The following is a 26786-nucleotide window of genomic DNA, read 5'->3' on the forward strand; positions in this document are numbered from 1 at the left end:
AAGTAGGGGGCAAACTGTTTAGCTGACGGGATCCAGGTCCCACGGGCAGTTACGTTTTACCCCGGCTACCGTTATAATAAGACCATATAAAAAAAGGTCAACCAGAAATATTTGCATATCTGGATGACCTTATAATACGAACAGGGCAGGTTAGTTGAAGGAGTTTAAGCTAAATAGATGTAAAAAACATTCTTGAAGGAGTTTACCCATGTTTGAAATAAGAACGTTCTTAGAGTTACATAGTTATAACTATACAGATCCTTATTATTCAAAAAATCCTGAAGCAAAATATGTATCCTTGAATGACTCCATAAAATTTAGGGAGTATATTCAGCATAGAAAATTCACCCCAAGACATATTCAAATGCTTATTACCATTACATATAAGAATGAAATTATTGTAGGAACAGATGGTCTAAGTGGTTTAGATTTATGGGAGGATTATATGGCTGCAATTGAGACCTATATAGACGGTGAAAAGGTAGAGATTATGTATGGTATTGACCCCATTTTCATTAAAATGAAATCATTAGACAGTCATTTTTTAACGTTTTCCATCGAAGATGAATGGGCACCTAATAAGGTTCATAGTCATGCTGTACTACCTAAAAGAGAGTTCCTTCAAGCCATTTTAGATGGGGCAGAACATTTTTGGAATACATTGAACGATTATAAGGTATTTGAAGAAGAGGCAGGAGGAAAAGTATCAAAAGAATATCCAATAGTAATGATTAAAAAAGTTGGTGGTCTAAGGGAGAAAGTTGAAATTTTGTTTAACTAACAGGTGTGTTGATCCTGGAAGGATTAACCACCTTTTTTGTTGAACTTCTTATTGAACAAACGGGGCAGGTTAGTTAAATAAGGATTGTTGCATGAAGGTCGTCATTTAAAGGCAATCCTTTGATTTAACTAAAAAAGCCCCTAAAACCATTACAGTCTTAGGGGTTTTTTTGTTCGATTAAGAACCCTGGTTAGGTTTATAAGCTTTATAATTACTCGGAATTTCTTTAGATAAATCTTTCACTTTTAGGTCGTCATTAATTTTGATATCCACTGTTTCTAGCTTATCCGTTACAGCACCTTTTTCATCATAAAGTTCATATTTAAGTAATATGCCGGTATTCTTATCCATCCAAAGGCTAAAAAGAAAAGCACCCAGCTTTTCCTGATAGTAATTTGCGAATTTTCCTCGAATAACTACCGCTTCTCTGTCTAGAAGTTTTTCTGTGCCAGTTACATTCCAAAGTTCATGGTCTTCTAGGAAACCAACAGCTATCTCCTTAGCATGAAGGGATTTCTCAGCCAAACCAAGGTTGATATTCGTTAATGGATAATAGTACTCTTTTGTTCCGTCAGAGTTGAGAACATAAACATCTTCAATTTCCTTGAATTCTCCCTTATTAGGAATATCCCATTTGAACGATTCGAAGGATTTTCCTCCATGATCTACACTAGTAAACTGTGCATTTGAGAAGCCTAGTTCGTGACCAATCTGACCATCAACATCAGCGACTTTGGTATGGTATTGCAATTTTTTGTCATTCCACTTTAGGTGATAATCTACTTTGACATTCATCCCACTATTTTTCGTGAAGAAAGTAAAAGTACCTTTGGCTTTATCAAAGAAGTGGTAGCTGTTAAGCAATCTTTCCTGAACATCTTTTTTGCTTTCTAAATTAAGTGGGTTTTCAATTTCTTTGGTCTTTGGTTCAAGATTTGTGCTTTGAGCACTCACCTTATAGCTTTCTTTTTTTACGATTGGTTCGCTTTCCTGCCATACGGCAGCACCTAAGATACCAACGATTCCAACAATACCTGTCAGAGCGACTCCAGCAAGAATTTTTCGCATTTAATTTCCCCCTTAGTTTGTACTATAATAAACCTTTGCAGCATCTGCTCCAATTCCGCCGGATCCATAAGAAGCTGAAGAATAAACTTGGATTTCTAAGTGGCCTGTTTTAGCTTGTGAGCTCTTACCAACTACATTCCATCCTCCTGGAGCGGTACCTTGATCTAAATAAGCATTCATTACAATTGTTCTATCATAAGTGGTTGCTCCAGTAGCATACCAATATGAGTTGCGGTAGTGGACATTTGGGTTGTAAAACTTTGTGTTCCAAATATAAACAGACATTTTCCCGTATAAAGAAGCGCAATCTTTAAATTGCCATTCGTAATTGGAAGTCGATGGAGCTGGAGCGACAATATAGCGGTGATCCCCGTTGTATGAGTTACTTCCACTTTCGTAAGTCCACGGACCATTATACCTGTTATATGTTGAATTAATAGCCCCGTGGTCGTTATCCATAATGTAAGTTGCGCCACTCGTGCAGGATCCAAACTGTGGGTGTGTGCCATGATCCTGAGCTCCAACTGGAGAGGATACTCCAAGTAAGGGTAGAATCATAAGTATTGCTAATAATCTTTTCATACATATCCTCCTAGATGGTTGGAAATTTAACAAAAATTTTCCACCATCAAAAATTTGTCGTAAATAAATTACAAAAGGTTACAGAAACAAGTTTTAGTTTTTTGGCTCAGGCATGTTAGATGTGAGTTTACTAATCCTCAATGTCTATTCAGTATTCTTTATAGATTGACCATAGACTGATAAGAAGGATAAGTTCCTGGATATAGTCAGGAGATTCCACGTTTGTAATGCTTAAGAATAAGAACATTTACCCGTACTGTTTATTAACACTCCTCACTTTCACAGATTACCCTAATTATACTAATTTTGTAACTTTATACCAATTATTTTCTTATTATACCAAACAGATAATCTTGTACTGAGTTAAAGCCTTCACTTATCGAAGATATTAAGAGTAAAATCTCTTGAAGATCTTTATTATAAAACTGGACCTTTCCTAAAGAATTGGCTACTTATTACGGTAGCATTTTCTTTTGAACTAAAGGGGCAGGTTAGTGGAAGAAGAAATATTATAATAACAGTTTTTTTGGGGGGGAATTCCTTTGAAGCATATATATCTTTTACAACATAGATATGAATATCAATTTGAAGGTGAAATGTTTGAAGAAGTAAAAATAATAGGTATGTATTCCTCAAGAGAAAAAGCTAAAAAAGTGATGCAAGAATTTAAAAAACTGCCTGGATTTAAGGACCACCCAATTGATTGCTTTTATATTGATAAATACGAAATCGATAAGAGTTATTGGGAAGAAGGATTCGGTTTATGAAGCTAAAGGAGCAGGATTGTGAAACAAAGGGGTTGGTGTTGATGTCCTATAATATTGATTTTCAATATAAATACACTACTGGTGATACCTGGGCTTCAGGCTTTATTGCTACTGATAAAAATAAATTTGAGTTTGTATGCTCCTACCTATTCAATAATCCTTTAGAGGAATTACTAAATGCTGTTTATCAGATAGTACCGAATCTGTCTTTATTTCCGAGGAAGGACATTAATTTTGCTATGTTAGATGAACCCATTGAATACAGATGGGAATTTAAATTAATCGATGATAAAAACGTGACCATTAACATTTATGAAAAAGGGTACGATTTGAAAACAGAATTAATTTTTGAAGAAAGTTGCAAACTATACAATTTAATAAAAACCCTTGAACAATGCATTGGTAGCAATCCTAAACTCATATCTAATGGAAAGATTGAACATATTTATAAGGAATTTAAACTTTACCTGAAAAACCACTGAGATACACCCCTCTTCAACTAACAGGTACGTTGATCCAAGCAGGCTTAACGGCCTTTTTTGTTGAACTCCTTATTGAACAAACGGGGCAGGTTAGCTCAACAAGGAGGCTGATAATAATGCCTGTTCATGAATTTGGAATAATTGATCATGTTGTTAATATAAAAAGCGAATATGTTTATGAACCACTAAAACACAAATGTATTTCTGTTGATGATGAGATTATTGATTCCTTATATGACCAATTATCTAACGTAAGGACCTACTTTCATTCGCTTGATCGCCCAGGGAAAGGTTTAGCTTATTATGGAATTACAATCATCCCTCTAGAATCTTTATCATTATTCTATTACGTGGTTACATCCTCACCATTATATAAAAAGTCAGATGTACATGTTGAATTGGCTGCAAAGATAATACAGGCAAAGGAAGAAAATAAATACATGATACATTTTGGAGTATAATTCTTTTTGTGTTCATTTCTAATTTAACAACGATGCAGTATTGTTTCACTTTTACGATAACTACTAAAAATAGCTAATAAAGTAGGTGTGTGAATTGATTTCTTGGAGGGTAACTAAATATAATCCTTTAAACCGGGATGAAAGTGGTAATTATCTAGATGAGAAGGAATGGACTAGTTATTCAGAGGTAGGAACTAAAGTTAGTGAAGAAGACTACTTATTAACGGAATTAAACTACGTGAACGCCATTATTTCTTTTATGGAGGAGTTGGGAATTAACCGGGTTCACTTAAGTGATTTGGAGTTATGGTCCGAGGAGGTTCGAAATCAAAACGCTTCAAGTTTTTTAACCAAAGTGTGGGTGGGCAAAGGAGTATCAACTCATGAAATTAGAGAGTTAGCAAAATTAACATTGCGTAATGCAATTTGGTGCAAATTAAGCTATAAAAAAGATTTCTTTGTTCATTTTGGATACGATTATTATATGTACATTGGAGCATATAAGGATTGTCCTAGAGCTCATAAAAAGGTTCAAGAAACTGGGTTATTCGTTGAGAAAGTCAAATCTCCTTACCTTGACTAACTAAGTTATAGGGATGAGACTCATAATCATTATAGTTGCTGTGTTAATCCAGGAGGATTAACGCTATTTTTTAGAATCATCTTCTTAAGCAAAACCAGCTAATAGTTTGTCAATATTTTTCATTAAAATAACGAAATTCAACGTGATATACTAAAAAAGGGTATACCAAATAACCTTCATATTCTTTGAATTGGAAGGTTTTTCGTTATTTAGTTAGATGTTGTTTCTAAGCTATATCTTGGAAAGTTGTTCTGTTTTTTAATAGGGCAAATATCCAGTGTAAGAGCTTATTTACACAAGCAATGACTGCTACTTTAAATGGTTTTCCTTCCTCGCGTTTCTTTTCATAGAACTGTCGTAATTTCTTATTTCGAGGAATGATTTCATCGCTTGTTTTGCTCTTGCGACAGTCGCGTATAGCACAACGAACAGCCATATATAAAGCGTGGCGCAGCCTGCTGGAACCTCTTTTGGTGATTCGATTTTTGGTGGCAGTAAACTTGCCAGATTCGAAAACACTAGGGTCTACTCCAGCGAAAGCCACGAGCTTTTTAGGGTCAGTAAATCGATCTATCTCACCAATTTCGGAAATAATCGTTGCCGCGATCTTTTCACCGATACCAGGGATAGATTTGATGATATTATATTCTTCAACTTCTTTAGCGAGGGCATCTATCTCAAACTCCAACGTGGATAGGTGCTCTTTGTATTGAAGAATAATGTCAATGTACAAACCTAAGCTTAAAATATGACTCTGATAGACTGTCTTTTCAAAGGGATTACGAGCTGCCGCCACTTTTAGTTGTAAGGCTTTTTCATTGGCCCATCTGATTGAGCGGCTTTTACATAATTCCTTGATCCTATTTGAGAGTGTGTCATCACTTGCCTCTAATATGTCCTCAGATGACGGAAACTCCTTTAATGTTAAGAGGGATACCACAGAATATAAATCACCGAAGACTCCTCTATATTCAGGAAATACTTGATCTAGAATAGCCTGGAACTGAAGCTTTGTCTGAATCATGACTCCTGAATATTCTTGTGTTGTCTTGTAAGGTTACGAAGGTTTAAAAGCTGAACCCCTCGCTTTTTATACGGCTCTAACTCCTCTTTGTAAAACAACTCACAGAGGTGGTAAGCATCCACGGCATCAGTCTTAACTTTCCTTAAGCTTGAACTCTTTGCCTTGTAAGAAATTAAAGGGTTAATAATGATTAATAAATACCCACGTTCCTCTAGATATTGGACAACTGGTGTTTGATAGTGCCCGGTTGCTTCTAGTATCACAGGAGGCTTCTTGCCTGTTTCATTTTGCACAAGTTCTAGAAATTCCACAAGTAACCCAAGCCCCTCAAGAGTATGAGATACTTTAAAGCTCTTACGAAATGGTTTGCCTTTATCTAAAAAAGCTTGAACCTGACTTTCCCCCTTTGAAATATCCAGACCTACGACTGGATTCATCCTGTATCATCTCCTAATCTCTTATTTTGCCGGTACCCCTTTTTCTTCTTGCAGTGTCACAGCTTCGCTTGTTATACGAGATCTATGTCCCAACCAGCCTCAATCATGTTTCTACAAGTAGGGGGCAAACTGTTTAGCTGACGGGATCCAGGTCCCACGGGCAGTTACGTTTTACCCGGCTACCGTTATAATAAGACCATATAGAAATAGGTCAACCAGAAATATTTTCTTTTCTGGATGACCTTATAATACGAACGGGGCAGGTTAGTTGAAGAAGGAGTTTACTTTAAATTGCTGAATATATAAAAAGTAGATATAAAACTAAGAACAAAGGAGACTTTGGATGTCTAATACGGGATTAAAGGTTGCAATTGAATATGGAAAAAAGCTTCGTCAATTCGAAGATATAATAGAAGCAGAGACCTTTTTTATTAATTATAAAGATGAATTATTAAAGCAACTCGAATTGATTAGCCGAGATTTCGGTATTTTCAAAGTTGATTATAAAGTTGAAAGCTTAAAAAGCTTAGAAAAATGGTACTTTGAGCTATACGAAAAGGATGAATTTATTAGGATTGGATTAGATAGAAATGAATTTGAAAAAGTAATGGCAATATATTTTGGAGAAGTAGTTGTGCAAAATAAGAAAGATGCAAAATGGGAAGTAGGGGAATTCCCTTTTGTCCCAGGAACATACACCTTTGGGGTAAGAGAGGGATTGGGGAGAATATCTTTAGATACCGGGTTCACAGACCATTATAAGGAACCAAGTAACAAAAGAAAAAACTCTTTGTTTAGAAGGTACAATTATCTCTATGGCAATTAACGGGTGCGTTGATCCAGAACGATTAACCGCCTTTTTTGTTGAAGTCTTTATTGAACAAACGCCCCAGTTTAGTGTCATAAGGTGGCAGGTAAATAAAGGTTGATTCTAGAATTTGGCAAGAAACGGAGGTCTTATTTATGAAACAATATGTGTATCATATGGTACCTAATGATATGGAAGGAGACAAATTGATCCCCTTAAATTCTTTGAAGAATCCGTATCCTCAATTGTATGAAGTATATATTAAAAAGTATTTTGACCATCCTGAGAGATCCAAACTGCTTAACAGACAAGTTCCTAAACTAAATTGTTTATGGAATGATGTTTTACATTTCCTGCCTTTGCATCCTCATTACGTTTATCAAGAAATTACAGCTTTAGGAATTAATACTAAAAAAAAACAGCCCTTTTTTAAAATTCCTATTCAAAATCTAAAAAACAATCAAAATGCTATCTATTTTTACTCCAAAGAAAAATATAAAGGTCCAGCGGAACCTATCGTGGAAGATCAAATTAAGATAGTGGATCTTGAAGATTATAAAGAACTTACCGGAGTACCATCAGCTACATCAGAATATTACAGAGAAGAAAGCAGAAAAGGCAAGAGATTCGGGTTGTTTCATTACGTACCACATTTTTTAAGCCTTGGAGAAGTTGAAATTGGTAATGTCGAAATAATAACTTGGAATGAACTCAAATAGTTAGATTGTGAATAATAGTACTTAAACTATAGGGTGCGAATGCTAAATAAAATATTGTACGAAAAATGCTTGGAGACAATCCAAGCATTTTCCTATGTTAAACCTACTTACTAAATTGATTGCGAGTTCAAATGTGAAATACTGTGTGAAAAGTAGTGTTAATACGAATTTATTAGTCCAAATTTGAACCCTTTATTGAGAGTTTTCATTGCCTTTATTGTGACACATGCAGGATTTTATATATGACACCATCGAAATCCTTTACATGTTCCAGGTCGTTTAAAAAATAAACCACATCATATTGCCATTTTTCAGGGTTGTAGATGACGACATTTTCAGCTTCAGCTATTTTTGGTATGTGCTCTTGGATGTATTCTCTGACTGTAGTCAGACTTTCATGAGGCTTTATGGTATTGGTTGTTTGAAGACAGTATTTCGCCTCAGAAATTTTAGCTGTTGTAGTGTCAAAAAGGGGGATTCCAACTTCAACGCGCTGCCAGCCGAATGAGCGGAGGACATTGTCATAATAGCCATTAAAAAGGAACTCATTAAGCCCCTCATTGCTCTCCCATAAATACAAAGGGCAATAGCTATTTTGCAAATTGCCGTTCAGACCTTTTTCCGTGATCAAATAGAGCTTAAACTTCAAATCTTTAAAACCATCCGTCTTATGGCCATTGTTCCTGACCCGTTCCCTGATGATTTCCATATCATAATCCGCTGGTAAACTGATTTTATACTGTGTCGCAATCATGTAATATCACTCCTATCCTTTTTACATAATACATAATATTCCTTAAAAGGTATATTTAGGTGATATAATTAAATTAATCACTACACGAATAGGGGGAAGTGAAGCTTAAACCCAGTTCATACCCTCATGGAAGAAAAATACTGAACAGTTGGTGAATCAGTTGTTTAAAATAAAGGCCGAATATCTAATATCTCTATTGTTTTTTTCGTCCATTATTTTTACCTCCTATAAAATGTGGATATTCGCTGTAATCATGCTTTCCTCAGTAATCTTAATCTACTTAAAAAAAGGGAATTCACGTTTTCTTTCTTCTATTCTTTTAGCATTTCTAATCAGTTTTTCGCTATTTCAAATCATGGATAGTGTGATAGACAAATTTGACATTACTAAGGAAATTAAGATTCTTTTAAACAGATGTTTGCTGCTTATAATTATTGTTTCATTAGTGGCAGCCCTTCGTTTGGGTAAAAAGGAGATTTCTATCTATCATCAAAAGCCCAAATGGAGGGAGAGGATTAAACTCCCTTTTCATACTGTGAGTGTCCTGAACTTTTGGTTAACAGGAATATTCGCTGCGGTACTCGTGTTTGCACCGTTTATTTTTCGCCAGGAGTTTGAAGAGTTAAAAGCTCTCTTGCTGTTTGGATTATTCTTTTCTCTGATTAATGCTTTATGTGAAGAAGTAATCTGGAGAGGGCTGTTATTATCAAGTCTGCAAAAATATGTATCTCTTCATTTTGCAGTGATTGTTACGAGTATCGGCTTCGGATTACTGCATCTTGCCATAGGAATGCCGATGATTGTGAGTCTTTCCTTTTCCTTTGCAGGATTATATTATGCACTTCTTGTCTTAAAGTCGAAGAGTATATACCCTGCAATCATCCACCATTATGTAATAAATATGGGGATGGTTTTAAGCGGCTGGATTGTTTAGTTTTTGCATAGTTAATTAGCGAACATTGAATGCATAACCAAATTAATGTAATGATATATCTCGTTTATTAATCACTCTAATGATTCCAATAATCGATCTGCAAATTAACAGCTTTAATACCAAGCTGAATAATGAGTGGTACCAGGTCCAGCCTTTTCTCCAAGTAATGAGCCGTGTTTTTTTCGCAGCCAAAGTTTCTAACAATATTTGCGGAAGGACGAAAGGAAAAAGCTTTAGAAGCATACCAGCAAAGTTGCTGTTCAATGTCCATTGATTATAATAAAGCAGCATTAATGGGTAATGGATAAAATCGAAGGGAAGATGGATTTTGTATTTCGGGAACAGCTTCTCTTTGTATTTTAAGTATCCCTTTGAAACAAGGTAATGATCCGCCATATAATTTCCAATAAAACTTACTAAATACACGATGACCCAGTCCTTGAAGGGACGCTTTACGATTGCAAAAGGAAGCAGAATAAGCCCTGTTATGGATGTTAGAATTAAAAAGTAAAATGGAATATTCTTTGTTCGCACATATACTCCCCCTTTGTCCTGAGTCAAAATCTATAATAATTTCCCCTGCTATTCCACAGCCTATTCGCCAAAATAAAAATAGCTAAGAAATGGATTTTTGAATCTGTTATGTAATTGAAACATAGATACCATTAAAAGGAGGGGGTTGGAATGAGAAGAACTCCAACCTTTATATTTTCGCTGCAAGGGTCGGATTTAAGAAAGGTGAAGAGAAAGAGAAAACAGCTAATGTAAAAGGTGAAGTCCGCCTTTCTGAAAAAGAAGAAGGTAAAATAGAGACATTTAAATAGATATTTTGAGGAAATAAGTAATCATTGATATAAATGAATGAATGCTTGGAGTGTATACTCCAAGCAGTTTTTTGTTTACTCAAACCAAAAAAATAAAGGACAATGTCAATTGCGTAAATTGCCATCCTGTTCCTACAGTATTATCTCTGTACTTTCATCTTGATTTTTGCAGTGAAAATCAATGATTTATATTTCGATGATATTTTCGTTATGTACATGACAGGTTCTGAGTGAATAATTTCTTTGAAATGGCAAAAATTATCTTTATTAGTTAAAGAGTGGGGTCTCCTATGAAATTTTCAAGGCTGCAAATATCTTTCTTGATTATATTATTTACAGGTATTTCAAACCATGTGATGATTCTTCCTCACCTTTTAAGAGTGGCGAAGCGTGATGCCTGGCTGAGTGTCATTGCTGCTTATGCAATCATTTTAATTTGGAGTTACTTGCTCATTTTCCTTTTCCGAAAGATGAATGGGGAGAAATTTTTTAAGTGGGTACAAGAAAGAGCGGGGAAGCTGATTTCAAGAGGGATCATCCTGATTTTTTCTCTTTATTTTTTGGTTTCTGGCACTCTTTCATCTTATGATTTTATTCTCATGATTAAAATATATTTTCTTCCTAATACTCCTGGTTGGATTGTCACTTTTTGCTTTCTTTTTCTTTGCATATGGGCCGCTTACAGTGGTTTTAGGACAATTTTGTTTTCAGCGGTTATCTTACTGCCAATTGTGTGGTGTTTGGGTTATTTTGTAGCATTATCGACATTATATAAGAAGGAATATTCGCTGCTTTTCCCGATAATGATGCATGGGTTGCATCCAGTTGTTGAGGGTACCGTTATAGTCCTTGGCGGAAGTATGGATTTGCTCGTATTGTTCCTGATACAGGATAAACTTCAAAAGCAATTTAAGTATTCGCATTTACTCATTTTAATGACGGTGGTTTTAATGCTTGTAGGTGGTCCTACAACTGGCTCGATTGCCTCTTTTGGCCCCCATGTAGCAGCGAATTTTCGTTTCCCGGCATTTGAGCAATGGAGGCTTGTTCAATTGGGAAGACAAGTTTCACATCTGGATTTCTTGGCAGTTTTTCAATTTTTATCAGGTTCGTTCGTTAAAGTTTCCTTAAGTTTGTTTTTGTTGATTGATATATTGAATATTAAATCTGGAAAAATAAAAATGTTTTCTTTATTTGCCAGTGGAGGTCTATTTTCGGTTATTTCAATCGTTCCAATGAGCGATCTATTGCTTCAAAGGATTGTCGGCAGTTATTACTACCCTGTAATGTTCGTAAGTGGATTGGTCCTATCTGCTATTTTCCTAATTATTGGGTTTTTGCCGAAAAGGAAGAAGGTGTCTATGTAATGGAGCTGGATCAGCAGTTATCTGAAAAAATATGTATTGCCGAAAAAGCATTGGCCTCGGAAAAAATGGATGGAATTTTCCTTCAGGAATTCTTGAAAAGTTATTCTGATGTAAAGGTAACAAAATTTATGCAAATTGAGCAATCCTTCACGGTTATGTATTGTGAAGGAATGGTAGATGGAAGCCAGTTAAATGATTATTTTAATAGTGTCTACACCTTTTTGTTGGATAAGGGGAAACCGCTGGATCAACAAAGGGATTTGCCTCCAGTATTGGCGATTTACAGTGTGTCGGCAATGATTGAAAAAGTATTTTCAGGCTTCCTTGTTTTCTTTCAGGAGAGAAAAAAGCACTTTTGGGCAATTGACATCGCCAATATTCCAAAGAGAACCCCTGAGGAATCTAAAACAGAAACTTCAATCAAAGGACCTAAGGATGCTTTCACAGAGGAGATTAACACAAATATTTCTCTTATTAGAAAAAGGATTAAAAGCCCCAGGCTTTACAACGAATCTTTTTTAATAGGAACATTGACGCAAACAAAGGTTTCGCTTCTATATTTGACTAACAAAGTAAACCAGGATGTATTAATGGAAGTAAGAGAACGCTTGAGTAATATTGACACTGAAAGTGTGTTAAGTGCAGGACAGCTGGAGCAATGGCTTTCGGATCGTACTCTTTCCTTATTTCCATTATTCGATTACATATCTCGTCCGGATTTTGCAATCGAATCCATGCTTCGGGGAAGGTTTATTATCGCAGTTGATGGTTCACCAATTGTCTTGATAGGACCGGTTAATCTAACAGAATTAACAAAGTCACCTGAGGATCTTCATTTTCCGTATTATTTTGTTTTATTCCAGAGAATGTTGCGGTTGGTAGGGCTTCTTATTGCGATTTTCCTTCCAGGATTTTGGATTGCCATTGCAAGTGTTAATTTAGATCAGCTGCCTTTTCCGCTTTTGGCGACCGTGGTTGTTTCTAGACAGGGATTACCTTTGCCAGGAGGATTGGAAGCATTTTTAATTCTGATTTTATTTGAAATACTAAGAGAGGCGGGAGTCCGGATGCCCACAGCAGTCGGACAAACTATTTCAATTGTAGGCGGTCTTGTAATTGGAGACGCTTCCATCAGGGCTGGCTTGGCTTCACCAACCGTGATTGTGATCATTGCGCTAACCGCGGTAGCGACATACACTCTCGTCAATCAGTCATTATCAGGGACTGTAACAATTCTTCGTTTCTTTACTTTGATGATTTCCACCTTTTTAGGAGTTTATGGGCTATTTATCAGTGCTTTTGGAGTCCTGATTTATCTGTGTCAGTTAGAGTCGTTTAAGCTTTATTATATGGAGCCGCTTGTCTCCCTAAAGCCAAAAGAGATTCTATCCGCTTTACTGATCAACCCATTCAAAACACACAATTTCACTGCATCAATGCTAAAAAGAGGGAGAAAGTGATATTGGCCATGCGCAGACCTATTGTTCTTACGTTTGTATGTCTGATTATTTTCCTGCAGACAGGATGTACTGATATAAAAGAAACCCAGGATATGAACTATGCTACTGCAATAGGCGTAGATTATAAAGATGGGAAGTATTACACCTATATACAATTGGTAGACTTAATGAAAGTTGCGAAAACAGAAGGTTCGGATACATCTCCAGCTAAGATGTGGGTTTCTGAGTCTGAAGGGGAAATATTTATTGATTCCTTTTTTGAAATATACAGGACAGCTCAGGAAAGGTTTGTATGGGCACACGTAACAGCAATTGTTCTTACTGAAGAGGCATTAAAGCAGGGATTTCAGGAAATTTTCGATGGACTGACCCGTTATCATGAGTTTCGATTGACACCATGGGTTTATGGTACGAAGGAACCGATAGAGGATATCCTCTCAGCCAAAGGATTTTTTGGACAGACTTCTTTGAATACTATATTGCATAATCCAGAATCGATTTTTCAGCAAAGTTCCAGACTCTCCCCTAAACAGTTTTATAAATTTTCGAGAGAGCTTTATGAAACCGCGTATACTGCCTATCTTCCTTCATTATCAATTAATGAAACCCAATGGAAAGAAAGTAAAAAAAACGAACCAAAGTTATATTTAAATGGTGCATATTTTATAAAAAATGATCAATACAAAGGCTTTTATTCGACTGAAGATTTGAGGGGCATAAGGTGGACTCTTCCAAGAATGCAAAGGATTCAAGTATTGATTCCCGATGAACAGGGCCCATCATTTTTAACCGTTTTTGAAGACCCGAAAGTGACATTTAAAACTAAGGGTTCAATGGTTGATGTGTTTGTGCATGTAAAAGGAAATCTGGCGAATAGGGACAAGAACAAGGACATTAAACTGGATAGGATGAAGCAGTTGTGTGAAACAGTTATCAAAGAAGAAATAGAGGGCCAGTTTGAATTAGGGTTAAAAGAGAATACAGATTTCTTGAATCTGGAGCATGTTCTATTTCGTGAAAATTGGAGGGATTGGAATAAAAACCCTGTTCTTTCTAAGGCAACTTTGCATGATGTAAAAGTAGATGTTGAAATCAATCATTCAGGGGCCCTGAAAAACAGGATGATTGAAATGGATGACTTGGATTGAATCTTTGTCTGGCTGTCGTTGACAGTTAGAATTGCCACATAGTAAGGAGAGCAAGTGAGAAAGGATAGGTTTTTACGATAATTGTAAAGGGTTTTTGCTTTCCTTTGAATCAGTGTTTTCTGGAAAAAATCCGCCTGAATTTCCTATTCGTCGATATAATTGAAAATTCGCCGATAAGCGGGTGGTTTTCGTCGATATAATTTAAAAATCGTCGATATAATTCGTTTTTCGTCGATATGTATACCAGATTCGTCGATATAATAAAAACACAGCTCGATGTGCACTAGTTTTCACATCAGCAGACGAGATATCCTAAAGGACTGAGAACGAAATGAGGAAAATTTAAGAGAAAAGGGAAAAAATTGGAGTCAAACTGTCATAATTGTGATCCTTATTATTCCAAGAAAAAACGGGTATGAATTCAGTGTGAATTCATACCCGTTTTTATTTTTCCCGCATAGAACGGGCGCACTTTTTAGGCCAACATTGTATTTACTGGCGGATTAACATAGATAAGTCTGGGTTTAACCATTCTGCCATCTCTTCAAAGGCATTCTTCGCATCCTCATACCCAAGTTCAAACAACTGTGTAAGCTTAACTGGATTCCGCTCTGTCCGGCCAACCTTCATGATCTGGGAAGGCCTGATGACAAGCACCTCTTTTTTCGCTTCTAGTTCTTCAATATAGTCCAATGTATCATTGTATAGCTGATAGCGTGTTTCTAGCGCTCTTGTCAATCCTGGATATTGTTTAAAAGCGTACCTCGGTATCCAGCCAAATGAGGATTTCTTTTTACGGTATCCTCTCGGCTTGGTCAGGACGATCACAGGCTTTTCAATGCCATCGCTTATTGTTTTCCTGATTGGGATAGGGTCAGCGATTCCGCCGTCCATCAGGATTCTGCCCTCGAATTCAATAGCCGGTGCCATGAATGGAAGGGTACTGGATGCCCTGATCAGCTTTAGGTTCTCCTCAGGATAATCGCTTTTATCAAAGTAAACCGGCTCGCCAGTGAAGCAATCTGTTGTTCCAATCAAAAATCGGTCGGTAGAGCTGTTAAAGGTATCAAAATCGAAGGGTACTAATTCCTTTGGCAGCTTATCGAAAATAAAATCCATTCCAAAAAGTTCTTTTTTCAAAAGAAGGTTGCGATAGGAGATGTAATCGCGATGTCCCACATAATCAATGGTCACCTGGCGGTTGCGTCCATGCTGCCTTGCAACGTAAGAAGAGCCATGGCACGCGCCTGCAGAGACACCTATGACATAGGGGAAATATAATTCTTTCTCTAAAAAATAATCCAAAACGCCAGCAGTATAGACACCTCTCATACCGCCGCCTTCAAGAACCAGACCGCTGTTTATCATCCTCAATCCCCCCGATAAAAAATTCTTTGTATACAAATGAATTGAATAAAGAACAGTTTAACACAAGTCAGCGAAAAAAAAGAGGCAAATGCTTAAAAATGGAAGTTAAAATGAATAATGGTTCATTCTCTCGATATTTGTGGTATATTTTGGTGTAAAGGGGGAGAGGCATTGTTAGTAAAGAAAAACGCAGTTGAAGGACAGGTAAATGGCGTTTCCTATTTGAACGGGCAAGTGAGTTTCCAAAAAGTCCACTTGAATGTGTACAGTTTTTTAATTGACGGAGTTTTGATCGACACAGGATCGCACTCTTTAAAAAAATATTTCAAACCCTTTATATCTGAAGCAGACTTTGATCAGGTCATGCTGACGCATCATCATGAAGACCACACAGGCTGTGCCGCCTATATTGAAAACAATGGGAAAGCCCCCATATACTTAGATGAAAAATCAATACAGTATTGCCAGCAGTCCGCAGATTACCCCCTCTATCGCCAGCTTTTCTGGGGAAGGAGGAAGCCTTTTTCTGCCCAGCCAATTCCTGATACTTTTACATCAAGGAATGCCAGTTGGGAAGTGATCGATACTCCCGGTCATGCACATGATCAAAAGGCATTTTTGAATAAGGAAACAGGCCAATTGTTTACAGGGGATCTCTTTGTGAATGAGAAAATCAAAGTGGCACTGGCAGAGGAAAGCATTCCGGAAACCATTAAATCCCTGCAGCGGGTGCTGGCATTTGATTTTGCCGAGGTATTCTGCAATCATGCCGGATTTGTAGAAGAGGGCCGAGCTGCATTGAGAAGGAAGCTTGAGAATTTATTAACGATTCAGGATCAAGTTCTCACCCTACACAAGCAAGGTGACCCAGCTAAGGAAATCAGGGCTAAACTATTCCCGAAAAATTACCCGATCCACAAATTTTCAGGCGGGGAGTGGGATTCGCTTCACATCATCACTTCAATCTTGAATGGAAATTTGAAGGGATTTTAATTTAGCTCTATATGAGCTTAGAAGATTTTTTCTAAGTTATACTGTTACCATATGTTAAATTCTGAAATCGTTGATTGTAGTGGAAGGCGCGCAGACTCCTTCGGGATGTAGCGGGACAGGTGAGACCCCGCAGGAGCAAAGCGACGAGGAGGCTCACCGCACGCCCCGAGGAAAGCGAAGCGCCTGGAACGGAAATCAACAGTCTAATTAATAAAAATTTTTATTAATGAAGTTAATAGTTGTATAAATCTTCATTCTCCTATATTATCTATTAATATAACACGATATATTGTGTTACATTCGTATCTAATAACTACATATTGAATATGCCGGTAAGCATGGTGCCTGAATAAGGCTTAATAGGGAATCTGGTGAGAATCCAGGACTGTTCCCGCAACTGTAAGTGCTGACGAAATAAGCAAGGACCACTGTCTAACAAATAGATGGGAAGGGCTTAAAGTAGAGTGATGCACAAGTCAGGAGACCTGCCATGTTTATGCGTATTATCTTCTTCGGGAATTGGGAAGGTAAAGCGAGGATCATTTGGTAGACTCAGCAATCTATATGTCTATTAAGTGTATCAGCGTTTATGGAACCCATCCTTTGCGATGGGTTTTTTTATACCCAATTTTTCACCTGAAGCAGCATTTACTAGAAAAGGAGCAGAAAAAATGGATGCAATATCTTCAAATGTTTCAAGAACAATTCAGACTCATTTAGTTTTACCGCCGGATACAAACCATATGGGCACGATTTTTGGAGGAACGGTATTGGCTTATGTGGATGAAATTGCCGCAATCGCCGCGATGAAGCACAGCAGGAAGGTTGTCGTCACTGCTTCGATCGACCGGGTCAATTTTCTATCTTCTGCAGAGGTCGGAGATATTTTAACGCTGGAAGCTGTGGTCATCTCCACAGGCCGGACATCGATGGAGGTTTTTGTGAAAGTAGAATCTGAGAATCTGGACACTGGTAAAAAAACGTTAACGACTACATCGATTTTAACTATGGTGGCGAAGGATGCCGCAGGCAAGCCTGTAGCCGTTCCAGGAGTGATACCACAAACAGAGGAAGAAAAAGATTTATTTCTGCGAGCAGGAGAGAGAAGGCAGCGCCGTCTGGAAATGAGAAACCCATAAAAAATAGGAGGGGAATTAAATAATGATCACCATGCAAAAAGAATTCATAACAAAAGCAATGAATGAAGCTGAAAAAGAATATCAAAAGATTGATTTTACAGATTTTAAAGAAAAAGTTATTAATACACTAAAGGTCAAAGAGCTGTCAATCGACCAGGCCGAGAACCTGTTGATTTTATCTGCGGTGGAAAGAATCAGCAGCTTTGAACCAGATTGGACTTATGTTGCGGCTAAATTTTATTTGAACAGGCTCTATAGACTGAGCTCAATTTCACGAGGGACTGACAGGGAACGTGGCTATGGTTCTTTTTATGAGTTAATAAATACACTTGTATCCATGGGGATTTATGATCAGCAGCTGCTGGAGTTATACTCAAAGGAGGAAATTAACTCTATTGAAAAATTGATAGATCCCGAGAAGGACTCATTATTCACATACATAGGTTTGCTGACGATGGCAGAACGATACCTGGCCAGGTCACATCAGGGTGAATTCCTTGAATTGCCGCAGGAGAGGTTTATGATCATCGCGATGACCTTACTGGCGAAAGAGCCGAAGAAAAAGCGAATCGGCTTGATAAAGGAAGCATACTGGGCACTTTCCAATCTGTATATGACCGTGGCAACTCCGACACTTGCAAACGCAGGGAAAAGCTATGGCCAGCTGTCGAGCTGTTTCATCGATACAGTAGAGGATGATTTAAGGAGTATTTATGATTCCAATACCGATGTTTCAACGTTAAGCAAAAATGGCGGCGGGATCGGCATTTACCTTGGGAAAATCAGGAGCCGCGGCAGCGATATAAAAGGCTTCAAAGGAATCAGCTCTGGAGTGATTCCATGGATGAAGCAGCTGAATAATACCGCAGTATCTGTTGACCAATTAGGGCAGCGACAGGGAGCGATTGCCGTTTATCTGGATATTTGGCATAAAGATATTTTCCCTTTTCTCGATGCAAAGCTGAACAATGGCGATGAAAGGCAAAGGACGCATGATTTATTCACTGGCGTATGCATTCCGGATCTTTTCATGGAACAAGTCGAGAAACGGGGAGACTGGTACTTATTTGATCCGCATGAGGTAAGGAATGTGATGGGATACTCACTTGAGGATTTTTATGATGAAGAATCTGGTGCTGGATCTTTCAGAGATAGGTATTGGGAATGTGTTTACCATCCGGATTTGTCACGTGACGTGGTACCCGCAATCGAGATTTTTAAATCAATAATGGTTTCTCAGCTTGAGACAGGCACACCGTATATGTTTTATCGTGACACGGTTAACCGGTTCAACGCAAATCAGCATAAAGGGATGATCTACTGCAGCAACCTTTGTACAGAGATCGCACAGAATATGAGTCCCACAACACTTGAAGAGGAAATAGTCGAAGACGGAAGAATTGTTATTTATAAAAAGCCAGGGGATTTCGTCGTGTGCAATCTATCGTCCATTTCATTGGCTAAAAGTGTGACGGATGGCGTTCTCGAGAGGTTAATAAATATTCAGGTCAGGCTGCTCGACAATGTCATTGATATGAATGAAATCCCCGTTCTGCAGGCGCAGCTGACCAATAAGAATTACCGCGGGATCGGGCTTGGCACCTTTGGCTGGCACCATCTGCTCGCGATAAAGGGCATTAAGTGGGAAAGTAACGAGGCGGTTTCATACTGTGACGAATTATATGAAGAGATTGCTTACTTAACAATTAAGGCCAGTAATGAGTTAGCCGCGGAGAAAGGCAGTTACCCATTTTTCGAGGGTTCGGACTGGTCTACTGGTGCCTATTTTGATAAACGGGGTTATTATTCCGAAAAATGGTCTGAGATGAAGGAGCGAGTAAAGCAAAATGGCGTGAGGAATGGGTATTTAATGGCGGTTGCACCGAACTCCTCGACATCTATTTTGGCTGGATCGACAGCAAGCATCGATCCGATTTTTAGGCTGGAGTACTCGGAGGAAAAAAAGGATTATAAAATCCCGGTCACCGCACCGGATTTATCGCCTCATACAACCTGGTACTACAAGTCCGCTTACAATATCGACCAGCATTGGAGCATTAAACAGAATGCGATGCGTCAGCGGCATATTGATCAGTCAATTTCTTTCAACATTTATGTAAGGAACGATATTAAAGCGAAGGCTCTCCTTGATCTTCATTTGGATGCCTGGAAATCCGGGTTAAAGACGACGTACTATATCCGTTCTACTTCTGGAAGTATCATAGATGAGTGTGAAAGCTGCCATAGTTAAGAGAGGAGGTTTAAATAATGATTACGAAACGTTCAATTATTGATGTTGAAGCACCAAATGCCTCCACTGGCATTATTAACGGGAGAAGCTCGAATATCCTGAACTGGGATGATGTCCGGTTCCCATGGGCCTATCCAAAATACAAAAGAATGCTCGCGAATTTTTGGACACCTTTTGAAATAAATATGTCAAAAGACATCAAGCAATTTCCGAGCCTTTCCGAAGCTGAAAAAGACGCTTTCTTGAAAACCATCGGGCTATTGGCATTGCTGGATAGCATCCAAACGGATTATGCCGGAAAAGTAGCCGATTATTTGACGGATTCCAGCCTGAATGCACTGATGATCATACTGGCACAGCAGGAGGTAGTCCACAATCATTCCTATAGCTATGTGCTATCAAGTATCGTACCAAAGGCGAAGCAGGATGAGGTTTTCGACTATTGGCGAACTGAGCCGATTTTAAGAAAAAGAAATGATTTCATCACAGACGGCTATAAAGGCTTTGCCGAGAATCCAACAGCCGAAAATTTGCTGCGTTCTATCATTTATGACGTCATTTTGGAAGGGTTGTTCTTCTACTCCGGATTCGCGTTCTTTTATAACCTGGCCCGGAATCAAAAAATGGTCGGCACCAGTACGATGATCAATTACATCAATCGTGATGAACAGCTGCATGTCAGCCTGTTTGAAAAGATATTCAAGGAGATTTTAAAAGAGAATCCATCGTACGACACCAAGGAATTAAAAGAGTTTGGAACAGCCACCTTCCGCAAAGCGGCAGAATTGGAGATCGAATGGGCAGGCCAAATCATTGGCAATCAAATGGAAGGATTGTTCATGCCTGACCTGGAGGCTTATATTAAGTTCATGGCTAATAAAAGGGCGGAGCAGCTTGGGTTCTCAGCACCATTTGAAGGGTACCGCACCAATCCGCTTCGCTGGATCATCGCCTATCAGGAGGTCGACCTCGGCAAGACGGATTTCTTCGAGCAAAAATCAAGGCAGTATACGAAAACTTCAGATGTTAATGGGTTTGATGAGCTGTAGTGGCTGGCTTTTTTGATGACGATTCAAAATGGGTTATTGAAAAAATAATGTTAGTGATTTTAATCAGGCCCCTTCATGGAAGAAATTTTTTAATGGAGGGCTTTAATGACTATTATTAGGACCATCCAGGGTGGGATTTTTGGTGAAGAAAGGTCTTAATAGGCGTTATTAGGACCATCCAGGGTGGGATTTTTGGTGGAGAAAGGTCTTAATAGGCGTTATTAGGACCATCCAGGAGGGGATTTTTGGTGGAGGAAGGTCTTAATAGGCTTTATTAGGACCATCCAGGAGGGGATTTTTGGTGGAGGAAGGTCTTAATAGGCTTTATTAGGACCATCCACATCAGGTTTTTAATGGCTGAGGGTCTTAATTGTTTGAAAAAAACGGTATTTTAAAACAACGAACAGACAGAAATACTATCTGTCTGTTCGTTTTGTTAGAATGTATAGGACTCGCCATCTTCAGGTACAAAAACATTTTCGGAGATTCCTTTTTCGTTAATATAGCTCTTTAACTCTTCACGTGATAATGTCCAATGATTGACTGCCTCCAAATGGCTGGCGATAATTTTTGCCTTTGGTGCAGCTTTATAGACTTCATAAACATCTTCTTTTCCCATAACGAGAGAACCGCCCTGCAGGAATTGGTTGTCTCCTGCATTAACTACAATGATTTCTGGTTTGTGTGTGCTAATTTCTTCTTGTATACCCTCATACCAAACAGAATCTCCGGCGATATATAAAGTTTTTTCTGAGGGATGGTTGAAAACAACTCCACAAACTAGACCTAAGTTTTTTAGGATTTCACCTCTGCCATGCTCACCTCTTGTTTTCGTGAGCCTGATGTCTCCAAAGATAGTATATTCATTTAATACTTCTACATTTGTAAAGCCATCATCTTTTACAGCCGATGCATCATCTTCGTTTTGTACAAACATTTTTATGTTTTTTGGCAAGGATTCTTTTGCTGCCTCATCATAGTGATCCAAATGTAAGTGGGTTACAATGACAGCATCAACATTTCGAATGATATCTTCAACGGGCAAGGGTAAGTTGACGAGAGGGTTTTTTTGGTCTTGCCTTAAAGAATTGCGAAAAGGCGGGTAAGTACCTTTCTCAGCTAAAAATGGATCAATCAAGAACTTTTTACCTGCATAGTGGATAATTAAAGTGGCATTTCGGATTTGTTGTATTTTCATAGTATCGGCTCCTTTTTTTCAATCTATAATTATTTTATAATGAGCCATTTTTAACTTACATAGATTAAATCAAGTCTTTTGTGCGTTTCACTTGATTAATGAAAGGATTTGAAAAAATGCTGGATCAAACTGATTTGCTTATCATCGAAGAGCTGTCCAAGAACAGCCGGATCAAAATGAAGGAATTGGGAGAGAAGGTCCACCTCACTGGCCAGGCTGCATCAGCAAGGGTGGCAAAGCTTGAAGACCAAGGTATCATTGAAGGATATACCATAAAAATCAATCAGGAAAAAGTAGGGTTAGTCGTTCATGCTTTCATCCAGGTATTTACTAAAACCACCAATCATCAATATTATTATTCGTTCATTAAAAAGCATGGAGAATATGTTCTCCATAATTATAAAATCAGCGGAGAAAGCTGTTTCTTGCTTGAATGCAAATTTCCCTCAAATGAAAAATTGGACGAATTTCTAACGGGATTGAGCAATTATGTAGGCTATAAGCTATCGATAGTGATTAATAAATAACGAATATATAGAAATTACTGATGTAAACAGCAAAGATGGGGAATATGCATGCTTCTTGTTGAAGAGTAGCTTTATTGAATATTTAAAAAAATACTCAGTGCAAATGCCCTGAGCATTTTTTTACTTCGAAAGTCATCACACATTCTCACTTTTAGAGCCAGCGATTGTCTTCGGCTTTTTCGGCCAAATAAAATAACTTGCCGTGATGTACAGGTCAATGGCGAGGATGAAACCCCAGACTTTCATGATGCCAGTTAAAGCCTTTGTCCTGGATTCATCACCGATATAGTAAATCATCGACGCTAAAATCGCGTACCCAATCACATAAGCGATGATATGCCGTACAAAGCCTTTGGCATAGTTCTTTGCATGAGGGATTCCTGATAACTTTTCCTGTTTAATTGAGGTGGATTTCAGGATAAACCTCTGGAAACGGACATCCATCCATGCGATCATATTTTTCCCGAAGGCAAGCGAAACAGCGATATAAACAGCTGCCAGTCCATGTGCCACGGTTGCAGTTGCTCCCTGATATAAGTCAAGCGAGGTAATTGCAATCAAAATGATGTCAATCAGGGGTGTTAAGGCGAGAAAAAAGAATCCCAGCTTTTTAAGTTTGAATACATATCTTAGTGACAATCCAATTAAAATGACAACCCAGAACGCGATTTCACAAACTACAATCATCCATGCGATAAAATTCATAAATACCTGCCATAAATATTTTTTGTAATTCAATTTTACTATTATTTGTTAAATTTTGGTATTATTTTTTTGAAGGAAAATAGAGACTCAGTAAAAGTCGGGAGGCAAAAAATTGAAAATTCTTATTACCATTTTTGCATTCATTACAATTTCTTCAATCGCGATTCTAAGCCTGAAAAACAGACACAAACAGAATGGGAGGCCGACCATCATCTCACTAATCATGCTTTCAAGTTCCTCTGTTTTGATTGCCTTGGTGTTAAAGTCGATGTTTTCTCTGGTCTTTTTTGCCTTGCAGCTTATTTTGCTTGTAATGGCTCTGGGGTTTGCGATTAATGCTGCAAAAGCAGAGGGAGTTAAAAAGGGGTGAACCAGGTGTTGGTTCACCCCTTCTCATTACGAGGGAATAACTTGTTCTTAAACCTGGTACAGAAGAACCGTCCCCATGTTCCAAAGTGGAACACAAGAACCGTCCCCATGTTCCACCCTTCCTGCGTTTTTCCTATTGACTTATTTAACTGTAAATATTAATATTACAGTATCAGCAAATAAAATTTTTTATTCCAACTGTAATTTTAAATGTTACAGTTTGGCTTCAACCATAAATTAAGGAGTTGTAGACCTATGGTAACTCTATATGTAACAGCAAGCTGTACGTCTTGCCGGAAAGCAAAAGCGTGGCTGCAGGAGCACGGGATTGATTTTATCGAAAGAAATATCGTCAATGAGCCGCTTACAGTAGGTGAGATTAAGTCGATTCTTCGGCTTACAGAGGACGGTACTGAGGAAATAATTTCTACAAATTCTAAGACATTTAAGCAGCTTAATGTAGATATTGATTCTCTGCCGCTTAATCAATTATATGAACTGATCATCGACAATCCGCAAATGCTGCGCCGCCCAATTATCCAGGACCATAAGAGATTGCAGGTTGGCTATAACGAAGAAGAAATTCGCAGCTTCCTGCCTCGAAAACTTCGTGCTTTTTCTGGTTATGGGCTTGGTGAACTGGCTAATTAACCAGGAACGTGTAAAAGGAGGGAAAGTTATGAGGGAGGTATTTTTTACTGTAAAGTTTAAAGGGAAAAATTATCATACCAATGTGATTGCACAGAAAGATATGACATGGGAAACAATAAAAACGATGGCAGAACAACAAGTGGCGAAGCAATGGGGCGTTTGATTTGACTGCTTAATCTGTAATGTATACTATTACAGTATAAAAGAGGATCACACATAATCCTTTGTTAGGAGGCAGGCTATGAATAGTGATTTTACCCTTGCCATTCACAGTTTAACTTTTTTGGCACTGCAGCCTGACCGAATGTCGACAAGCGATGCGATTTCCGAGAGTGCAGGTGTGCACCCTGTACGTATTCGCAAAGTGCTGAGTTTGCTGAAAAAACATCGATTCATAAAATCGAAAGAAGGCACAGGCGGCGGGTTTATTTTTGCCACGGAGCTCGATCAAGTGAACCTCTGGGATATTTACAAGCTAACATCCGAGGGAGCGCTCCAGCCAAAATGTCCGGAATCGAATGAGCAATGCCTTGTAGGGGCCAATATGCATAAGGTTCTGTTTGCCATTTTCTTAGGGGCGGAAGAACATTTGGGAGAATTTTTGAAGCATTATACGATAAAAGAAGTGATCGACCTCATCAAAAATGAGGAGAAATAAGGTCTCTTCTGATGTAAGTGTAATAAAAAATGTTACAGTTTAGAAAAGAAGGTGAAGAACATGAATAACAATATTATAAAAGTTGGAGATTGGGTGAAAGGAAAATCCCGCGATGGTGAGCTGATTATTGGTTACGTTGATTCACTGGATATTTTGGAAGACATCATAAATGTGACTGTGACCTCAAGCGATCAGGAAGGGCTTGCTGGCAAGTCGATTCCATTGTTAAGAACCCTTGTGAAAAAACTCCCCGACCCGCAGGTGAAAAATAAAGAACAAATCCAATTCTTGATTGACCTGGCACTGGCAACTGGGGATGAAGACTGGTTCATGGAGCTATCCGCCAAGCTGAAATCGATGAGAGAGCTAGTAACCAGTGTAAAATCGTTAGGTTAAAATTGATGTCATTAAAATAAAAATATACGGTTCAACTTCTGCTCTTTTTCCCATAATGAGAGTGAAGGAGTGGAAGAAGTGAATCATTACGCATCAATTGCCCTGGAGCTAACTTGTGGTTTTGCATTCTTGTTCATTGTCACGAAAATGCAGGGGAAAACACAGTTTTCCCAGATCACCCCGTTTGACTTTGTTTCTGCAATCATATTGGGAGAGCTAGTCGGGAATGCGATATTCGACCATGAAGTGAAGCTGGGAGAGATCGCCTTTGCAGTAGGTATATGGGGAGTCCTTGTCTACGTGGTTGAACTCATTACCCAAAAATTCATAGGTACGAGGAAATTTTTAGAGGGTGAGCCGAACATTGTCATTCGGAAGGGTCAAATTAAATATGATGCCTTAAAAAGTGCGAAGCTGGATATCAATCAGTTACAGAGTCTCGTGAGGCAGCAAGGATATTTCTCCCTGCGTGAAGTAGAATACGCAATCATTGAAACAAATGGTATGGTGAGTGTCCTTCCGAAGCCGGATTACGATACACCCAAAAACAGCGATCTGAAAATCAAAGCAGAAACACCAAATTTACCCGTCAACTTGATTATCGATGGGGAAATCATCACGGCAAACTTAAAGGAAGCAGGCTTTGATGAGCAATGGCTGAAGAGGCAGCTGGCCAAGCAAAAAATCAATGATTATAAAGATGTCCTGTTTGCCGAGTGGATGCAGGACGAGCCGATTTATGTGATTAAACATGAACATAAGGCATGAGCGGGAAAAAGCATGGAATGCACCTTAAATAGTTCGTCTCATAGGCAGTAAATTAAGCAAGCGAATTGAATAAATTCCGCTTGCTTTTTTATTGCGATTGCAAGGAATGTTGATTTTTAACAACAAAAACAGCAATAGATTTAGCATATGTTTTAACCAAAGGCTTTGTTAATGCCGAATGTTGATTTTTAAACCCTGTTGATTGTAAAGGAAGGCGCGCAGACTCCTTCGGGATGAAGCGGGCAGGTGAGACCTAGGTAGAAATGGCACGAGAATATGGGGCCATTTTACCCCGCAGGAGCAAAGCGCCGAGGAGGCTCAGCGCACGCCCCAAGAAAAATTGCTCTTGAAAAAGCCGGCAATTGGGCTTTTTCATAATTTTTCAGAGGAAAGCGAAGCGCCTGGAACGAAAATCAACAGCCTAGTTTAACAGAAACTAGCCAAAAGACCAATAGCTTTTGCCCAAACTACGAAATATCAAAACCTGTGTTAATTAGGTATTTAGGAAAATAATG

At 38.3% G+C, this 26786-nt stretch carries 29 protein-coding genes, 1 pseudogene and 1 riboswitch; of the genes and pseudogenes, 22 read left to right on the top strand and 8 right to left on the bottom strand.

From position 1 onward, the window contains the following. Window positions 1-208 precede the first annotated feature (208 nt). On the top strand, window positions 209-781 hold the full coding sequence (locus AC3EBE_RS06730) for a hypothetical protein (protein ID WP_488594251.1): 573 nt from the start codon (window positions 209-211) through the stop codon (window positions 779-781). 177 nt (window positions 782-958) lie between these two features. On the opposite strand, the gene AC3EBE_RS06735 is transcribed toward AC3EBE_RS06730, so the two are convergent. Together AC3EBE_RS06735 and AC3EBE_RS06740 are read right to left on the bottom strand one after the other, a co-directional pair. Next, a complete protein-coding gene (locus AC3EBE_RS06735; protein WP_488594252.1) occupies window positions 959-1849 on the bottom strand; it encodes a sigma-E factor regulatory protein RseB domain-containing protein in 891 nt (296 codons plus the stop codon). 12 nt (window positions 1850-1861) lie between these two features. Further along, window positions 1862-2431: a hypothetical protein gene (locus AC3EBE_RS06740; protein ID WP_488594253.1), complete on the bottom strand. Its 570-nt coding sequence runs from the start codon at window positions 2429-2431 to the stop codon at window positions 1862-1864. A 542-nt stretch (window positions 2432-2973) separates the two neighbouring features. Here AC3EBE_RS06740 and AC3EBE_RS06745 point away from each other — a divergent pair. From AC3EBE_RS06745 to AC3EBE_RS06760, 4 genes are all read left to right on the top strand, one after another. After that, entirely contained in the window at window positions 2974-3198 is a 225-nt protein-coding gene (locus AC3EBE_RS06745) for a DUF7336 domain-containing protein (protein WP_488594254.1), read from the top strand. Further along, on the top strand, window positions 3195-3680 hold the full coding sequence (locus AC3EBE_RS06750) for a hypothetical protein (protein WP_488594255.1): 486 nt from the start codon (window positions 3195-3197) through the stop codon (window positions 3678-3680). The genes AC3EBE_RS06745 and AC3EBE_RS06750 overlap by 4 nt, the downstream gene beginning before the upstream one ends. A gap of 116 nt (window positions 3681-3796) precedes the next feature. After that, the gene (locus AC3EBE_RS06755; protein ID WP_488594256.1) at window positions 3797-4141 is read left to right on the top strand and encodes a short-chain dehydrogenase; all 345 of its coding nucleotides are present in this window, start codon (window positions 3797-3799) and stop codon (window positions 4139-4141) included. Window positions 4142-4235: 94 nt separating this feature from the next. Further along, entirely contained in the window at window positions 4236-4724 is a 489-nt protein-coding gene (locus tag AC3EBE_RS06760) for a hypothetical protein (protein WP_488594257.1), read from the top strand. 226 nt (window positions 4725-4950) lie between these two features. Here the strand turns inward: AC3EBE_RS06760 and AC3EBE_RS06765 are convergent. Then, window positions 4951-6185: pseudogene (locus AC3EBE_RS06765) on the bottom strand (IS110 family RNA-guided transposase). 343 nt (window positions 6186-6528) lie between these two features. Between AC3EBE_RS06765 and AC3EBE_RS06770 the strand changes: the two are divergent. After that, window positions 6529-7011 (top strand): hypothetical protein, encoded by a 483-nt coding sequence (locus AC3EBE_RS06770; protein ID WP_488594258.1) that lies wholly within the window; start codon window positions 6529-6531, stop codon window positions 7009-7011. Between the two features lie 137 nt (window positions 7012-7148). Then, window positions 7149-7712 (top strand): group-specific protein, encoded by a 564-nt coding sequence (locus tag AC3EBE_RS06775; RefSeq protein WP_488594259.1) that lies wholly within the window; start codon window positions 7149-7151, stop codon window positions 7710-7712. Between the two features lie 214 nt (window positions 7713-7926). Here the strand turns inward: AC3EBE_RS06775 and AC3EBE_RS06780 are convergent, their stop codons facing one another. Then, entirely contained in the window at window positions 7927-8466 is a 540-nt protein-coding gene (locus AC3EBE_RS06780; RefSeq protein WP_488594260.1) for a DUF4865 family protein, read from the bottom strand. A 160-nt stretch (window positions 8467-8626) separates the two neighbouring features. Between AC3EBE_RS06780 and AC3EBE_RS06785 the strand changes: the two genes are divergently transcribed. Further along, window positions 8627-9400, top strand: a complete 774-nt coding sequence (locus AC3EBE_RS06785) for a CPBP family intramembrane glutamic endopeptidase (RefSeq protein WP_488594261.1) — start codon at window positions 8627-8629, stop codon at window positions 9398-9400. Window positions 9401-9442: 42 nt separating this feature from the next. Here the strand turns inward: AC3EBE_RS06785 and AC3EBE_RS06790 are convergent, their stop codons facing one another. Further along, a complete protein-coding gene (locus tag AC3EBE_RS06790) occupies window positions 9443-9934 on the bottom strand; it encodes a CBO0543 family protein (RefSeq protein ID WP_488594262.1) in 492 nt (163 codons plus the stop codon). A gap of 580 nt (window positions 9935-10514) precedes the next feature. Between AC3EBE_RS06790 and AC3EBE_RS06795 the strand changes: the two genes are divergently transcribed. Genes AC3EBE_RS06795 through AC3EBE_RS06805 form a run of 3 tightly spaced genes read left to right on the top strand, consistent with a single transcriptional unit; the run spans window position 10515 to window position 14199 of the window. Then, window positions 10515-11591: a GerAB/ArcD/ProY family transporter gene (locus tag AC3EBE_RS06795; protein WP_488594263.1), complete on the top strand. Its 1077-nt coding sequence runs from the start codon at window positions 10515-10517 to the stop codon at window positions 11589-11591. Beyond that, window positions 11591-13051, top strand: a complete 1461-nt coding sequence (locus AC3EBE_RS06800) for a spore germination protein (RefSeq protein WP_488594264.1) — start codon at window positions 11591-11593, stop codon at window positions 13049-13051. Before AC3EBE_RS06795 ends, AC3EBE_RS06800 begins: the two co-directional genes overlap by 1 nt. 8 nt (window positions 13052-13059) lie before the next feature. Beyond that, window positions 13060-14199: a Ger(x)C family spore germination protein gene (locus AC3EBE_RS06805; protein ID WP_488594496.1), complete on the top strand. Its 1140-nt coding sequence runs from the start codon at window positions 13060-13062 to the stop codon at window positions 14197-14199. Window positions 14200-14691: 492 nt separating this feature from the next. Here AC3EBE_RS06805 and AC3EBE_RS06810 read toward each other — a convergent pair whose 3' ends face one another. Further along, a complete protein-coding gene (locus AC3EBE_RS06810) occupies window positions 14692-15567 on the bottom strand; it encodes a patatin-like phospholipase family protein (protein ID WP_488594265.1) in 876 nt (291 codons plus the stop codon). 171 nt (window positions 15568-15738) lie between these two features. Between AC3EBE_RS06810 and AC3EBE_RS06815 the strand changes: the two genes are divergently transcribed. The 4 genes from AC3EBE_RS06815 to AC3EBE_RS06830 all read left to right on the top strand — a co-directional run bounded on the left by AC3EBE_RS06815 (window position 15739) and on the right by AC3EBE_RS06830 (window position 20999). Continuing rightward, entirely contained in the window at window positions 15739-16560 is an 822-nt protein-coding gene (locus tag AC3EBE_RS06815) for an MBL fold metallo-hydrolase (protein ID WP_488594266.1), read from the top strand. 322 nt (window positions 16561-16882) lie between these two features. Continuing rightward, a riboswitch (cobalamin riboswitch) is annotated at window positions 16883-17067 on the top strand. A gap of 164 nt (window positions 17068-17231) precedes the next feature. Next, on the top strand, window positions 17232-17699 hold the full coding sequence (locus tag AC3EBE_RS06820) for an acyl-CoA thioesterase (protein ID WP_488594267.1): 468 nt from the start codon (window positions 17232-17234) through the stop codon (window positions 17697-17699). A gap of 22 nt (window positions 17700-17721) precedes the next feature. Then, complete coding sequence (locus tag AC3EBE_RS06825) at window positions 17722-19950, top strand: ribonucleoside-diphosphate reductase subunit alpha (protein WP_488594268.1); 2229 nt, start codon at window positions 17722-17724, stop codon at window positions 19948-19950. A 17-nt stretch (window positions 19951-19967) separates the two neighbouring features. Next, on the top strand, window positions 19968-20999 hold the full coding sequence (locus AC3EBE_RS06830; protein WP_488594269.1) for a ribonucleotide-diphosphate reductase subunit beta: 1032 nt from the start codon (window positions 19968-19970) through the stop codon (window positions 20997-20999). Window positions 21000-21435: 436 nt separating this feature from the next. Here AC3EBE_RS06830 and AC3EBE_RS06835 read toward each other — a convergent pair whose 3' ends face one another. Continuing rightward, window positions 21436-22197, bottom strand: coding sequence for an MBL fold metallo-hydrolase (locus AC3EBE_RS06835; RefSeq protein ID WP_488594270.1), 762 nt, complete (start codon window positions 22195-22197; stop codon window positions 21436-21438). Between the two features lie 116 nt (window positions 22198-22313). On the opposite strand from AC3EBE_RS06835, the gene AC3EBE_RS06840 reads away from it, so the two are divergent. After that, entirely contained in the window at window positions 22314-22724 is a 411-nt protein-coding gene (locus AC3EBE_RS06840) for an Lrp/AsnC family transcriptional regulator (protein WP_488594271.1), read from the top strand. A 135-nt stretch (window positions 22725-22859) separates the two neighbouring features. Here the strand turns inward: AC3EBE_RS06840 and AC3EBE_RS06845 are convergent, their stop codons facing one another. Further along, window positions 22860-23429 carry a hypothetical protein gene (locus AC3EBE_RS06845; protein ID WP_488594272.1) on the bottom strand — a complete coding sequence of 190 codons (570 nt, stop codon included), beginning with the start codon at window positions 23427-23429 and terminating at the stop codon, window positions 22860-22862. A gap of 112 nt (window positions 23430-23541) precedes the next feature. Here AC3EBE_RS06845 and AC3EBE_RS06850 point away from each other — a divergent pair, with 112 nt between their 5' ends. From AC3EBE_RS06850 to AC3EBE_RS06875, 6 genes are all read left to right on the top strand, one after another. After that, complete coding sequence (locus AC3EBE_RS06850; RefSeq protein WP_488594273.1) at window positions 23542-23799, top strand: hypothetical protein; 258 nt, start codon at window positions 23542-23544, stop codon at window positions 23797-23799. Window positions 23800-24053: 254 nt separating this feature from the next. Then, window positions 24054-24449 carry a transcriptional regulator SpxA gene (gene spxA / locus AC3EBE_RS06855; RefSeq protein ID WP_488594274.1) on the top strand — a complete coding sequence of 132 codons (396 nt, stop codon included), beginning with the start codon at window positions 24054-24056 and terminating at the stop codon, window positions 24447-24449. Between the two features lie 28 nt (window positions 24450-24477). Beyond that, window positions 24478-24612 carry a BA3454 family stress response protein gene (locus AC3EBE_RS06860; RefSeq protein WP_488594275.1) on the top strand — a complete coding sequence of 45 codons (135 nt, stop codon included), beginning with the start codon at window positions 24478-24480 and terminating at the stop codon, window positions 24610-24612. 78 nt (window positions 24613-24690) lie between these two features. Beyond that, window positions 24691-25107 (top strand): RrF2 family transcriptional regulator, encoded by a 417-nt coding sequence (locus AC3EBE_RS06865; protein ID WP_488594276.1) that lies wholly within the window; start codon window positions 24691-24693, stop codon window positions 25105-25107. A 60-nt stretch (window positions 25108-25167) separates the two neighbouring features. Continuing rightward, a complete protein-coding gene (locus AC3EBE_RS06870; protein ID WP_488594277.1) occupies window positions 25168-25503 on the top strand; it encodes an IDEAL domain-containing protein in 336 nt (111 codons plus the stop codon). Window positions 25504-25581: 78 nt separating this feature from the next. Then, window positions 25582-26271: a DUF421 domain-containing protein gene (locus AC3EBE_RS06875; RefSeq protein ID WP_488594278.1), complete on the top strand. Its 690-nt coding sequence runs from the start codon at window positions 25582-25584 to the stop codon at window positions 26269-26271. Window positions 26272-26786: the final 515 nt, after the last annotated feature.

It is taken from the genome of Mesobacillus sp. (assembly GCF_057785455.1).

Coding starts and splice junctions, on each gene's coding strand:
- AC3EBE_RS06865 (WP_488594276.1), top strand. CDS start 24,691: ATGAATAGTGATTTTACCCTTGCCATTCACAGTTTAACTTTTTTGGCA.
- AC3EBE_RS06770 (WP_488594258.1), top strand. CDS start 6,529: ATGTCTAATACGGGATTAAAGGTTGCAATTGAATATGGAAAAAAGCTT.
- spxA (WP_488594274.1), top strand. CDS start 24,054: ATGGTAACTCTATATGTAACAGCAAGCTGTACGTCTTGCCGGAAAGCA.
- AC3EBE_RS06835 (WP_488594270.1), bottom strand. CDS start 22,197: ATGAAAATACAACAAATCCGAAATGCCACTTTAATTATCCACTATGCA.
- AC3EBE_RS06820 (WP_488594267.1), top strand. CDS start 17,232: ATGGATGCAATATCTTCAAATGTTTCAAGAACAATTCAGACTCATTTA.
- AC3EBE_RS06805 (WP_488594496.1), top strand. CDS start 13,060: ATGCGCAGACCTATTGTTCTTACGTTTGTATGTCTGATTATTTTCCTG.
- AC3EBE_RS06840 (WP_488594271.1), top strand. CDS start 22,314: ATGCTGGATCAAACTGATTTGCTTATCATCGAAGAGCTGTCCAAGAAC.
- AC3EBE_RS06730 (WP_488594251.1), top strand. CDS start 209: ATGTTTGAAATAAGAACGTTCTTAGAGTTACATAGTTATAACTATACA.
- AC3EBE_RS06740 (WP_488594253.1), bottom strand. CDS start 2,431: ATGAAAAGATTATTAGCAATACTTATGATTCTACCCTTACTTGGAGTA.
- AC3EBE_RS06870 (WP_488594277.1), top strand. CDS start 25,168: ATGAATAACAATATTATAAAAGTTGGAGATTGGGTGAAAGGAAAATCC.
- AC3EBE_RS06825 (WP_488594268.1), top strand. CDS start 17,722: ATGATCACCATGCAAAAAGAATTCATAACAAAAGCAATGAATGAAGCT.
- AC3EBE_RS06800 (WP_488594264.1), top strand. CDS start 11,591: ATGGAGCTGGATCAGCAGTTATCTGAAAAAATATGTATTGCCGAAAAA.
- AC3EBE_RS06845 (WP_488594272.1), bottom strand. CDS start 23,429: ATGAATTTTATCGCATGGATGATTGTAGTTTGTGAAATCGCGTTCTGG.
- AC3EBE_RS06810 (WP_488594265.1), bottom strand. CDS start 15,567: ATGATAAACAGCGGTCTGGTTCTTGAAGGCGGCGGTATGAGAGGTGTC.
- AC3EBE_RS06750 (WP_488594255.1), top strand. CDS start 3,195: ATGAAGCTAAAGGAGCAGGATTGTGAAACAAAGGGGTTGGTGTTGATG.
- AC3EBE_RS06780 (WP_488594260.1), bottom strand. CDS start 8,466: ATGATTGCGACACAGTATAAAATCAGTTTACCAGCGGATTATGATATG.
- AC3EBE_RS06775 (WP_488594259.1), top strand. CDS start 7,149: ATGAAACAATATGTGTATCATATGGTACCTAATGATATGGAAGGAGAC.
- AC3EBE_RS06860 (WP_488594275.1), top strand. CDS start 24,478: ATGAGGGAGGTATTTTTTACTGTAAAGTTTAAAGGGAAAAATTATCAT.
- AC3EBE_RS06795 (WP_488594263.1), top strand. CDS start 10,515: ATGAAATTTTCAAGGCTGCAAATATCTTTCTTGATTATATTATTTACA.
- AC3EBE_RS06755 (WP_488594256.1), top strand. CDS start 3,797: ATGCCTGTTCATGAATTTGGAATAATTGATCATGTTGTTAATATAAAA.
- AC3EBE_RS06830 (WP_488594269.1), top strand. CDS start 19,968: ATGATTACGAAACGTTCAATTATTGATGTTGAAGCACCAAATGCCTCC.
- AC3EBE_RS06735 (WP_488594252.1), bottom strand. CDS start 1,849: ATGCGAAAAATTCTTGCTGGAGTCGCTCTGACAGGTATTGTTGGAATC.